Source organism: Modestobacter caceresii (genome assembly GCF_000761485.1).
Lineage (GTDB): Bacteria > Actinomycetota > Actinomycetes > Mycobacteriales > Geodermatophilaceae > Modestobacter > Modestobacter caceresii.
The window spans coordinates 29600-41297 of record NZ_JPMX01000001.1 but is presented as its reverse complement, the minus strand read 5'-3'; the positions used below and the strand labels follow the sequence as shown (position 1 = coordinate 41297).

At 76.9% G+C, this 11698-nt stretch carries 11 protein-coding genes; 7 read left to right on the top strand and 4 right to left on the bottom strand.

The window, feature by feature from the left end; genetic code table 11:
- Position 1 precedes the first annotated feature (1 nt).
- The 4 genes from IN07_RS00210 to IN07_RS00195 are packed head-to-tail and all read right to left on the bottom strand — an operon-like array spanning position 2 to position 3714.
- Positions 2 to 1330 carry an MFS transporter gene (locus IN07_RS00210; RefSeq protein WP_052090392.1) on the bottom strand — a complete coding sequence of 443 codons (1329 nt, stop codon included), beginning with the start codon at positions 1328 to 1330 and terminating at the stop codon, positions 2 to 4.
- Positions 1327 to 2094 (bottom strand): ABC transporter ATP-binding protein, encoded by a 768-nt coding sequence (locus IN07_RS00205; RefSeq protein WP_081975070.1) that lies wholly within the window; start codon positions 2092 to 2094, stop codon positions 1327 to 1329. Before IN07_RS00205 ends, IN07_RS00210 begins: the two co-directional genes overlap by 4 nt.
- The gene (locus IN07_RS00200) at positions 2091 to 2888 is read right to left on the bottom strand and encodes an ATP-binding cassette domain-containing protein (RefSeq protein ID WP_036332367.1); all 798 of its coding nucleotides are present in this window, start codon (positions 2886 to 2888) and stop codon (positions 2091 to 2093) included. The genes IN07_RS00205 and IN07_RS00200 overlap by 4 nt, the downstream gene beginning before the upstream one ends.
- A gap of 13 nt (positions 2889 to 2901) precedes the next feature.
- Positions 2902 to 3714, bottom strand: a complete 813-nt coding sequence (locus IN07_RS00195) for a TauD/TfdA family dioxygenase (protein WP_197058286.1) — start codon at positions 3712 to 3714, stop codon at positions 2902 to 2904.
- A gap of 164 nt (positions 3715 to 3878) precedes the next feature.
- Between IN07_RS00195 and IN07_RS00190 the strand changes: the two genes are divergently transcribed.
- From IN07_RS00190 to IN07_RS00160, 7 genes are all read left to right on the top strand, one after another.
- On the top strand, positions 3879 to 4697 hold the full coding sequence (locus IN07_RS00190; protein ID WP_052090388.1) for an ATP-binding cassette domain-containing protein: 819 nt from the start codon (positions 3879 to 3881) through the stop codon (positions 4695 to 4697).
- The gene (locus IN07_RS00185; RefSeq protein ID WP_036332365.1) at positions 4694 to 5494 is read left to right on the top strand and encodes an ABC transporter ATP-binding protein; all 801 of its coding nucleotides are present in this window, start codon (positions 4694 to 4696) and stop codon (positions 5492 to 5494) included. The genes IN07_RS00190 and IN07_RS00185 overlap by 4 nt, the downstream gene beginning before the upstream one ends.
- A gap of 34 nt (positions 5495 to 5528) precedes the next feature.
- Complete coding sequence (locus IN07_RS00180; RefSeq protein WP_036332363.1) at positions 5529 to 7037, top strand: ABC transporter substrate-binding protein; 1509 nt, start codon at positions 5529 to 5531, stop codon at positions 7035 to 7037.
- 3 nt (positions 7038 to 7040) lie between these two features.
- Positions 7041 to 8822, top strand: a complete 1782-nt coding sequence (locus tag IN07_RS00175; RefSeq protein ID WP_036332361.1) for an ABC transporter permease subunit — start codon at positions 7041 to 7043, stop codon at positions 8820 to 8822.
- Between the two features lie 67 nt (positions 8823 to 8889).
- A complete protein-coding gene (locus IN07_RS00170; RefSeq protein WP_036332359.1) occupies positions 8890 to 9903 on the top strand; it encodes a metal ABC transporter substrate-binding protein in 1014 nt (337 codons plus the stop codon).
- Positions 9894 to 10604, top strand: a complete 711-nt coding sequence (locus IN07_RS00165; RefSeq protein ID WP_197058285.1) for a metal ABC transporter ATP-binding protein — start codon at positions 9894 to 9896, stop codon at positions 10602 to 10604. Before IN07_RS00170 ends, IN07_RS00165 begins: the two co-directional genes overlap by 10 nt.
- On the top strand, positions 10598 to 11476 hold the full coding sequence (locus IN07_RS00160) for a metal ABC transporter permease (protein WP_052090386.1): 879 nt from the start codon (positions 10598 to 10600) through the stop codon (positions 11474 to 11476). The genes IN07_RS00165 and IN07_RS00160 overlap by 7 nt, the downstream gene beginning before the upstream one ends.
- Positions 11477 to 11698 lie beyond the last annotated feature (222 nt).

Sequence of the window (11698 nt, the reverse complement as noted above, 5' to 3'; positions counted from 1 at the left end):
GTCACGGGTGCACCGGTTCCTCGGCGGGGACGGCGGGGGCCGGCGCCCCCGCCGCCGGGGTGCGGGCGATCCGCCGGGTGAGCAGCGCCAGGCCGACGGCCGAGGCCGCGGGCAGGGCGGCGAGCACCAGCCACGGGACGGCGGCGGCCGGTTGTGGCCGGTCGGCGAGGTCGAGCAGGGCGCCCACCCCGGTGCTGCCGACCAGCACCGCGGCGCCGCCGGCGGAGGCGAGGAAGCCGAAGTGGGCACCCAGCCGCCGCTCCCCGGCCAGCCGGGGCACCAGGTCCCGGGCGAGGGGCACGGCGACCATCTGGCCGGTGTAGAGCAGCAGCACCATGCCGACCGCCGGCGCCAGCGCCCAGATCCCGGCGGGCGGGGCGAACGGGGCGCAGACCGCGACCAGCAGGAACGACGCGCTCATCAGCGCGAAGCCGAACGGCAGCGCCCGCTGCACCCCGGCCCGCCGGGCGCGTGCGGTGACCCACAGCTGGAACAGCAGCACCGACACCGCGGCCAGCACGAACAGCCAGCCCAGCGCGCCCTGGCCGCCGGTCGCCCGGGAGAGCTCGACGGGGAGGGCCAGGTAGAGCTGGTTGTAGCTGAGCAGGTAGGTGCAGTAGCAGGCGGTGAAGGCCAGGAAGGTGCGGTTGCGCAGCACGTGCCCCCACCCGGCGAGCACGCTCTCCTGCCCGCTGCCCTCGGTGCGCAGGTCACGTGGCAGCCAGCGCAGGTGGGCGGCGAGCACCACGCCGAAGACGCCGGCGGAGATCCAGCAGGTGACGCTGAAGGGCACGGTGAGCAGGACGGCACCCAGCGCCGGCCCGGTGACCGAGCCGAGCTTGCTCGCGATGGCGTCCAGGCCGAAGACCTCGGCCCGGGTGACCACCCCGGCGGCCTCCAGCCGGTGCCCCTGGTCGGCCAGTGCGGACTCAACCGCCGGGGAGAACAGCGCCGCCGCGAAGCCGACCAGCACCGTGCCGGCGAGCACGGCGGGCAGCGAGGTGGCGACGGCGAGCACCCCGAACCCGGCGATCCGGATCAGGCAGCCGATGACCACGACGGGTTTGACGCCGAAACGGTCGGCCAGCCCGCCACCGAGGAAGAACAGCCCCTGCTGGCTGAAGGTGCGCACGCCGAGCACCAGGCCGACCAGCCCACCGGCCAGCGCCAGGTCCTCGGTGAGGTGCACCGCCAGGAACGGCACCACCAGGTAGAAGCCGATGTTGAACGCCAGCTGGGACAGCAGCAGCAGCCGGGGCACGGCCGGCAGCCGCCGGAACAGCACGAACGGCTCCCAGCTGATCCGCCCGGTCCGGCCGGCGCCGGTCATGTCAGCACCAGCCGCGGGACGGCGGCCACCAGCGCGTGCGCCTCGCGGCTGGCCGGATCGGTCAGCACGCGGGTCACCGGCCCGGACTCCACGACCCGGCCGCCGGCCAGCACCACGACGTCGGAGCAGAGCGCGGTGACGACGCCCAAGTCGTGCGACACCACCAGCAGCGCGACGCCCTCGGCATCGCTGACCGCCCGCAGCAGCTCCACCACCTGCAGCCGGACGGCGGCGTCCAGCGCGCTGACCGGCTCGTCGGCGATCAGCACCTGCGGGCGCGGCGCTAGCGCCCGGGCCAGCGCGATCCGCTGCCGCTGGCCGCCGGAGAACTCGTGCGGCAGCCGGCCGGCGGCGTCCGGGTCCAGCCCGACGGCGAGCAACAGCTCGGCGACGCGGGCCCGGTGGTCACCCGGCACCTGCAGGCAGCGCAGCGGTTCGGCGACGGCCTGGCCGGCGCGCATCCGCGGGTTGAGCGAGCGCCCCGGGTCCTGGGGCACCACCTGCACGGCGCGGCGGAACCAGTGCAGCGCGCTCGGCCGGCCCGGCTGCACCGGCCGGCCGCGGTAGGTGACCTCCCCGGCGTCGGGCCGCTCCAGCCCCAGCAGCAGCCGGGTCAGCGTGGACTTGCCGGCGCCGGACTCCCCCACCACCGCCAACCGCTGACCTGCGGTCAGGCCGAGGTCCACCCCGTCGAGCGCCGGCCCGGCGCTGCCGCGGTACCGGCGGGTCAGCCCGCGGGCGGCCAGCAGCAGCTCGGCGCTCACCGGGCGCCCACCAGGACCGGCGGGCTCAGCGCAGCGGTGGCCTCGACGAGCGCGCGCACCGCGGGGTGGGCGTGCCCGGCCAGCACCTCGCGCAGCGGCCCGTCGGCGAGCAGGTGCCCCTCGGCCAGGACCAGCACCCGGTCGCAGGTGGTGGCCGCGGCAGCCAGGTCGTGGGTGACCAGCAGCAGCCCGGCGCCACGTTCGCGGGTGGCCCGGCCGAGCACGGCGAGCACGCCGTGCTGCGCGGTCGCGTCCAGCGCCGAGGTCGGCTCGTCGGCGACCAGCAGCCGCGGACCGGCGGCCAACGCCAGGGCGAGTGCGGCCCGCTGCCGCTGCCCGCCCGAGAGCTGGACGGGGAAGCGCCGTCCGCTGCCGGCCGGCAGCCGCATCTCGGCCAGCAGCACGGCCGCCCGCGAGGCAGCCGCGCTGCGTCTCACCCCGGCCCGGCGCAGCGGTGCGGCGACCTGCCGGCCCACCCGGACCTGCGGGTTGAGCGACGTGCCCGGGTCCTGCGGCACCAGGGCGGTGACCGGGCCACGCAGCGGCCGGAGCTCCCGTTCGGCCGCACCCACCACCTCGGTGCCGTCGACCCGGACGCTGCCGGTGACGACGGCGTCCGCCGGCAGCAGCCCGAGCAGCGCCAGGGTGGTCAGCGTCTTGCCCGAGCCGGAGGCGCCGACGAGGGCGACCCGCTCGCCGGCGGCGAGGTCGAAGGAGACCCCGGCCACGACGGGACGCCCGCCGAAGCCGACGGTGAGGTCGCGGACCTGCAGCAGAGGGGTGTCGACGGTCATCCGGCGTCCGGGGTCACCAGGCGTCCGCGGTCAGCACGGTCAGCACGTCGACGTCGCGCTGGCCGGTGAACGGGTCGCGGCCGTGCAGGCAGCGGTAGTTGTCGACGACCAGCACCTCGCCGGCCTCCAGCCGGAAGTGCGGTACGACGTCGACGGCCGTGGCCAGCACGTCGGCCCACAGGTCAAGCTGCGCGTCGTGCTCGGCGGCACGCGGCTCGCGCGGCACCGAGACGGCGGTCTCGCTGGCCCGCACGACCCGGCGGCCGGCCCGGGTGTGCTCGACCAGCCGGCGGACCAGCGGGGTGCGGGGCACCTCGTGCGGCGCGGAGGCCCATCCGCCGAAGTAGTCGACGTCGGTGCCGGTCAGGAAGGCGTGCAGCTCCGGGCACCCGGTGGCCAGCGCGTCGACGAGGGCGTACCCGTCGACCAGGAAGGAGTCCCCGCCCTCGGGCGCGGGCCGGACGCAGCGCTGAAGCAGCCCGTCCTCGTCCGGGTCGCGCAGCGCGACCGTGCGGCCGTGCACGTCGACGACGACGTACGCCCCGTCGCTGTGCAGGCCGAGCAGCTCGCCGGACTGCTGGCGCAGCGGGCGGACGGCGAACAGCTGACGCAGCCGGTCGCCGTAGACCTGGGCCGCCACGACCGGCAGCGCCTCGGGGCCGGGGGTCGGCTCGGCGACGACGACCGCGCCGTCCCGGGCCAGCAGCTCCCGGGCCTCCTCGGGGGTGCTCGCCGACTGCGGGAGCACCCCGGTGCTGCCGAGCAGGTCGGACAGCTCGGGGCGGACGGCGCCCACTCGGCGGCCGGAGGGCGTGCGTGCGGCCAAGAGGTTCCTCCAGGGGCTGCGTCGTACCGGCGGCGGGGAGTCGCCCGACCGGGCTGCGAGTGGGCCTCGCGCCGAGCACCGTATTGCAATCCGTTTGCAGCAAGACGACCGGCCCGCGGCGGGCAGCCGACGAGCACCCAACACCGCCGGGTACATTGCCGACAATGATTATCAATACGGCGGAGCTGGGAGGTCAGGGTGCGGCCCTCGTCGTCGACGACCTCACGGTCTCCCTCGGCGGCCGCGCGCTGGTGCGTGGCGTCCGGCTCGAGATCGCGGCGACCGAGCGGGTGGCGCTGATCGGCGCGTCGGGATCGGGCAAGTCGCTCACCGCCGCAGCGGTCCTGGGCACCCTCCCGGTCGGCGCCGAGGTCCGGGGCAGCGTGCGGGTGGCCGGTGTCGACGTCACCCGGTTGCCGCCGGCCCGCCGGTCCACGGCCGCCCGGGTGGCCGCGGTGGGTCAGGACCCGGCCGCCGCACTCAACCCGCTGGTGCCGGTCGGCGCGCAGTTGGCCCTGCCGCTGCGCAACCACCGCGGGCTGCGCGGCGCCGAACTGGCGCGCCAGCGCGCGCAGCTGCTGTCGGCGGTCGGCCTGGACGACACCGAGCGGGTGCTGCGGAGCTCCCCCGGCGAGCTGTCCGGTGGCCAGCGGCAGCGCGTCTGCATCGCCATGGCCCTCGCCTCCCGGGCCGGGCTGCTGGTCGCCGACGAGCCGACGACCGCCCTGGACCTGGTCACCCAGGCCCAGGTCGTCGCGGTGCTGCGCGAGGCCAGCCGGGACGCCGCGTTGCTGTTCATCACCCACGACCTCGCGGTGGCCGCCTCGCTGTGCGACCGCGCGGTGGTGCTGCACGAAGGCGCCGTCGTCGAGGACGCCCCGATCACCCGGCTGCTGACCGCGCCGCAGCACGAGCAGAGCGCCGCGCTCGTGGACGCCGCCCGAGCCGGCGCGCTCCCGGCCCGGATGGGTGCCGCCTCGTGAGCCGCCCGGTCGAGAGCCCGGTGCTGACCGCCACGGGCATTGTGCGCGGCCACCAGCTGCCCCGGCGGCGGCCGTGGGGCCCGCGCGACGTCATCGCCGCGCTGCGGGGGGTCGACCTGCAGGTCGCGCCCGGGGAGCGGGTCGGGCTGGTCGGCACCTCCGGCTCGGGCAAGTCGACGCTGCTGCGCTGCCTGCTCGGACTGGAGAGCCCCGGCCGCGGCACGGTCACCTTCGCCGGTCGCCCCGTCCGCCCGGGGTCGACGGCGTCGCTGCGCTGGTACCGCCGGCTGGTCCAGTACGTGCCGCAGGACCCGGCCGGGTCGCTCGACCCCCGGGCGACCGTCCGTGAGCTGGTCACCGTGCCGCTGCGGCACCTGCAGGTGCCCGGCGACCACGCCGCAGCCGTGACGACGGCGCTGACCCGGGTGGGCCTGGACCCCGACCTGGCCGGGCGCCGGCCCGGGGAGCTCTCCGGCGGCCAGGCCCAGCGGGTGGCGCTGGCGCGGGCACTCGCCCCGGAGCCGGCACTGCTGCTGGCCGACGAACCGGTCAGCGGCCTGGACCTGCCGGTGCGCGACCAGGTGGTCGAGGTGCTGGCCGACCTCTCCGCCCGCCAGGGCCTGGGGCTGGTGCTGGTCTCCCACGACCTGGCCGTCGTCGCCCGGCTCTGCGACCGCACCGTCGTGCTCGCCGACGGGCTCGTCGTCGAGGAGGGGCCGACCGCCGACCTCCTCACCCGCCCCGCGCACCCCCGCACCCGGGAGCTGCTCGCCGCCGTCCCAGCCCTCCCCGCCTGACCCAGCCCTGCACCGCCCATCAGAGAACGGAACGATGTCCTCCTCCCGCACCCCCCGCCTGCTCGTGCTCGGCGCCACCGTCGCCCTGCTGACCACCGGCTGCTTCAGCAGCTCCGCCGACGGCGGCAGCAGCGACCCGGCCGACGAGGGCCGGATCTCGCTGGCGATGCTGCAGCCGCCGCGCTCGGGCCTGAACCCGCTGACCGACGACGCCTTCAAGCTCTCCCGCTGGAGCACCGCCGAGACCCTGGTGGTGCTGGACGCCGACGGAGACGCCCAGCCGGCGCTGGCCACCGAGTGGACCCAGACCGACGACCTCACCTGGCGCTTCACCGTCCGCGAGGGGGTCGAGTTCCACGACGGCACGGAGCTGACCGCCGAGCAGGCCGCCGCCGCGCTGACCGCCGCGAACGAGGCCTCGCCGCGGCCGCGCATCCTGGACGGCGTCGAGCTGACCGCGACCGCCGACGGTTCCGACGTCGTGGTCACCACCGGCGAGCTCGACCCACTGGTGCCGCAGCGGATGTCCAGCCCACAGCTGGCGGTGCTCGCCGCGGCCGCGTACGGGGCGGACGGCCGGGTCGACCCGGTCGGCACCGGCACCGGCCCGTTCGAGCTGGTCGCCGTGGACGGCACCTCCGGCGCCACCCTCGACCGCTTCGACGGCTACTGGGGCGACCCCGCGGCCGCCGCCGGCATCGACGTCGCCTTCGTGCCCGACGGCACTGCCCGGGCCGCGGCGCTCCGCACCGGCACCGCCGACGTCGTGGAGGCGGTGCCGGTCTCCCAGGCCGGGCTGGTCGACGAGGAGCTGGTGCACGAGGTGCCGATGCCGCGCACCAACACCCTGTACCTGAACACCGCCTCCGGGCCGTTCGCCGACCCCGCGGTGCGCGCGGCCGCCCGGGCCGCAGTCGAGCGGGCCACCATCGTGGAGACCGTCTACGAGGGCCGCGCCGACATCGCCGAGGGACTGCTGGGCCCGGCGATCCCCTGGGCCGCCGACCTGCGCGCGGACCAGGCGGACCCGTCGGCGCCCGCCGTGCCGGCCGGCACGACGATCACCCTGGGCACCTTCACCGACCGGGCGGAGCTGCCCGAGGTGGCCGTGCTGCTGGAGCAGCAGCTGGAGGCGGTGGGCTTCACCGTCGAGCAGGACGTGCGGGAGTACGCCTTCATCGAGGCCGACGCCCTGGCCGGGGCCTTCGACGCGTTCATCCTGTCCCGCGCCACGGTGCTGGACTCCGGTGACCCGGTCGCCTACATGTACAGCGACTTCGCCTGCGAGGGCTCCTTCAACATCTCCCAGCTGTGCGACCCGGCGGTGGACGCCGCCCTGGAGGAGGCCGCGGCCGCCGCTCCCGGCCCGGAGCGCCAGCAGGCGGTCATCGACGCCGAGCGGGCGATCCTGGACACCGGTGCCGCGGTGCCGATGCTGCACGAGCGGGTCATCCAGGGCGAGGCGTCCGGCGTCTCCGGTGCCGTGCGCGACCCGCGCGAGCGGGCGCTGATCAACGCCGACACCACCGTCGGCGAGGACTGAGCCGTGCCACGGCGGGGATGGGTGACCGCCGCCTCCCGGGCGGTCACCGTCCTCGGCGTGGTGGCGCTGGTCGGGGTGCTGCCCTGGCTGTCGGGCCGCAGCCCGGAGCTGTCGATCCTGCGGGCACGTTCGGCCGAGCAGGAGGCCACCCCGGAGGCGCTCGCCGCGATCCGGGCCGAGCTCGGCCTGGACGCCGGCCCGCTCGGGCTGCTCGGGCACTGGCTGTCCGGGCTGGCCCGCGGCGACCTGGGCACCTCCTGGATCTCCGGCGGACCGGTGGGCCCCGGGCTGGTCGAGGCCCTCGGCGTCTCGGTGACGCTGATGGGCGCAGCCCTGCTGGTCGCCCTGGGAACGGCGGCGCTGCTGTGCTGGCCGCCGCTGCGCCGGGGCGGGCGGGGGCGCACCGGCGGGGCGGTCGGCGCGGCGCTCACCGCGCTGCCGGAGTTCCTGCTGGCCTCGGTGCTGCTGCTGGTCGGCGCGGTGTGGCTGGGCTGGTTCCAGCCCTACGGCTGGACCGGCCCGTCCTCGGTGGTGCTGCCGGCGCTGGCGATGGGCCTGCCCGCGGGCGGGCTGATCGGCCGGCTGGTCGCCGACGGGCTGACCGTGACCGCCACCGAGCACTGGGTGTCCACCTGGCAGGTCGCCGGCGCGTCGGCCGGGCAGCTGAGCCGCGCCCTGGTGCGCCGCACCCTGCCCGCGCTGACCACGCAGGTGGCGCTGGTGCTCGTCGGCCTCACCGGCGGCGCCGTCGCCGTCGAGCAGGTGTTCGCCGTCCCCGGGCTCGGCCGGGCGGTGCTCGGCGCTGCGGAGGCCCAGGACCTGCCGACCCTGCAGGCCGGGATGCTGCTGCTGCTCGGTGTCTCCGCGGTGTTCGGCGGGCTGGCCGCGCTGACCCGGGCGCTGCTGCTGGGCCGGGCGATGCGCAGCGGCAGCGTGCCGGTGCCGGCCCGGGCCACCCCCTCCCGGCGCCGGGACTGGCTGCTCCCGGCCGGCGCCGCCGGGCTGCTGGCCCTCGTGGCGGCCGCCGGGCTCGGCCGCGACCCCTTCACCTCCGCGCACCCCCGACTGGCCGCACCCAGCGCCGCGCTCCCCTTCGGTGCCGACGCCAGCGGGCGCGACCTGCTGGCCCGGGTGGCGCACGGCGCGGTGCAGACCGTCGGCACGGCCACGCTGGTCGTGCTGGCGACGCTGGTGGTCGGCGTCCTGGTGGGTCTGGCGCCACGGGCCTCGGTCGGGCCGGTGGAGGTGGCCAACGCCGCGCCGCCGGTGATCGTCGGCGTGCTCGTCGCCGCGGCGCTGGGCACCTCGCAGGCCGGCGCCGCGCTGGCCGTCTCGCTGGTCGCCTGGGCGCCGATCGCCGCGTACGTGGCCGCCGCGTCGGATGAGGTGCGGCGCCAGCGGCACGTCACCGTGCTCCCGGTGCTCGGGGTGGGACCGGCCACGGTCACCTGGCGGTACGTAGTGCCCGCCGTCCTGCCGGCGGCCGCCCGCAACGCCGTGCTGCGGCTGCCGGGCATCGCGCTGGCGCTGGCCGCGCTGGGCTTCCTCGGCCTCGGCGCCACGTCACCGACGCCGGAGTGGGGGCTGCTGCTGGCCGAGGGGATGCCCTACGTCGAGCGGGCGCCCTGGGCGGTGCTGGCCCCGACCGGTGCGCTGGTCGCCGCCTCCGTGCTGGCGGTGTCGCTCTCCGGGTTGAGCCGCCGGCCGCGCCGGCCGGCGGCCCCGGCCGGGCTCCCGGTCCGGGCGGCGGCCCCGTCGCCGGAACAGCCCGCCGGCGTGGGCTGAGCACGCTGCCGCCTCACAGGTCGCCGCAGGTTTGACAACGATTCTCATTAGCTGGACCATCGGGACCATGCAACTCCCGTCCCGTCGACGCCCCGCCCGCCCGTTGCCCGCCCTCTCCCTCGCCTGCGCCGGGGCGGTCGCGCTGGCCGGCTGCTCCGGCACGGCCGACGCCGGTGCAGCCGGTGCCGACGGCGACCAGCTGGCGGTGGTGGCGGCCTTCTACCCGCTCGCCTGGCTGAGCGAGCAGGTGGCCGGGGACCTGGCCGACGTCACCTCCCTCACCCCGGACGGCGCCGAGCCGCACGAGTACGAGCTCACCCCGCGCGACGTCGCCGCCACGGCCGAGGCCGACGTGGTCGTCTTCCTGCCGACCCTGCAGCCCGCCGTGGACGCCGCCGTCGAGCAGCAGGCCGCCGAGCATGCCTTCGACGCCGGCGAGCCGGCCGACCTGTCGCTCACCTTCGAGGCCCACGACCACGGGCACGCCGAGGACGAAGAGGACGCCGAGAAGGAACACGGCGGGGAGGAACACGGCGACGAGGAGCACGCCGACGAGGAGGTGACCGACCCGCACTTCTGGCACGACCCGATGCGGATGGCCGCCGTCGGCGAGGCGCTGGCCGAGCACCTGGCCACCGTGGACGAGGCCAACGCCGAGCAGTACGCCGCCAACGCCGCGGTCCTGCGTGGCGAGCTGGAGGAGCTGGACGGGGAGTTCCGGGCCGGCCTGGCCGACTGCGCCAGCCGGGAGCTGGTCACCAGCCACACCGCCTTCGGCTACCTCGCCGACGCCTACGACCTCGAGCAGTTCGGCATCAGCGGGCTGGCGCCGGACGAGGAGCCGGCCACCGAGGCGCTGACCGAGGCGACCGGGTTCGTCCGCGAGCACGACGTGCGCACCATCTACTTCGAGACCCTGGTCAGCCCCGCCGTCGCCGAGACCGTGGCGCGGGAGACCGGCGCGGAGACCCGGCAGCTGGACCCGATCGAAGGGCTCACCGACCAGTCGGCGGGCGGGGACTACCTGGAGCTCATGCGGGCCAACCTGGCCGGCCTGCAGGCGGGTCAGCAGTGCTCCTGAGCACCCGACCCCGGCAGGCGCCCACCGCGGCCTCGACTGCCTGCGACAGCGCGCTGACGGTGCGCGGCGGCGGTTTCGGTCACGGCCGGGACGCCGTCCTGACCGGCGTCGACCTGACCGTCCGCCCCGGGGAGGTGGTCGCGGTCCGCGGGCCCAACGGGGCCGGCAAGTCGACGCTGGTCCGGGGGGTGCTGGGCCTGTGCGACGTGCAGGCCGGCGAGGTACGGCTGTTCGACGTGCCGCGGGCGCGGTTCCGCGACTGGCACCGGGTCGGCTACGTGCCGCAGCGGCACACCGTGGCCGGCGGCGTCCCGGTGACCGTGCGCGAGCTGGTCTCCTCCGGCCGGCTGAGCCGGCTGCGGGCCTGGCAGCGGTTCGGCGAGGTCGACCGGTGCGCCGTCGACTGCGCGCTGGAGGGTGTCGGGCTGGCCGGGTTCGACCGTCGGCTGCTCACGGAGCTGTCCGGCGGTCAGCAGCGCCGCGCGCTGCTGGCCCGCGCGCTGGCCGGCGACCCGGAGCTGCTGCTGCTGGACGAGCCGACGGCCGGCGTGGACGCGGCCAGCCAGCGGGTGCTCGCTGCCACGCTCGCGGGTCTGGCGGAGACCGGCGCGGCCGTGGTGGTGGTCGTGCACGAGCTGGGCCCGCTGGCCGAGGTGGTGACCAGGACGGTGACGCTGCCGGGCATGGGCGCCCCGTGCTGAGCTACGAGTTCATGCGGCTGGCCCTCGCGGCCGCCGTGCTCGTCGGCCTCACCGCGCCCACCGTGGGCGTCTACCTGGTGCAGCGCCGGCTGTCGCTGATCGGCGACGGCCTGGGCCACGTGGCGCTGCTGGGGGTGGCGGTCGGCCTGGTCACCAGGTCCGCGCCGGTGCTCACCGCGCTGCTGGCCACGGTGGCCGGCGCAGTGGCGGTGGAGGTGCTGCGCGCCCGCCGGTCGGCCAGCGCCGACGTCGCGCTGGCGATCATGTTCTACGGCGGGCTCGCCGGTGGCGTCGTCGTCGTCACCCGGGCGCCGGCCGGCACCCCGATCACCCTGGACAGCTACCTGTTCGGTGCGCTCACCACGACGACGCGGGGCGACCTGGTGCTGTTCGCCGGGATGGCCGTGGTCGTGCTCGCGGTGACGATCGGGTTGGGCCGGTCGCTGTTCACCGTCGCGCTGGACGAGGAGCACGCCCGGGCCAGCGGGCTGCCCGTGCTGCAGCTGAACCTGCTGCTGGCCGTGGTCACCGCGGTCACCGTGACGCTGTCGATGCGCGTGCTCGGCCTGCTGCTGATCAGCGGGCTGATGGTGCTGCCCGCCGGCTGCGCGCAGCTGGTGGCCCGCAGCTTCCGGAGCAGCCTGGTCATCGCGGCGCTGATCGGGGTCACCGTGTCGGTCAGCGGCACCGCGGTCTCCTGGTACGCCGACACCCCCTCGGGCGGGACCATCGTGCTGATGGCGGTCGCCGCCTACGCCGTGCTCAGCATCGCCCGCCTGCTGCGTCGAGGCAGCCCCCCGCCGGAGCCGGGCGCCGTCCCCGTGCCCGTCCACCCGGCGCGCAGGCCGGACGAGGCCGCGCTCCCCCGCTGACCGGCGGCGCCCGGTCCGGGCGCCGCCGGGAGCTCAGCGGACGGCGAGCAGCACCCGGCGATGGCCGCGGCCTGCGCGGGCGCCGGAGGGCAGCCGTGGGCGGGCCGACCAGACGGACGTCCTGTCGAGCGCGGTCAGCGCTCGGCTGCCCGTGCGTCGCGTCGGCGCTCCGCGCGGTTGCGCCGGTCGATCTGGCCGGCGGCCGGCACGGCGGCCTGACCG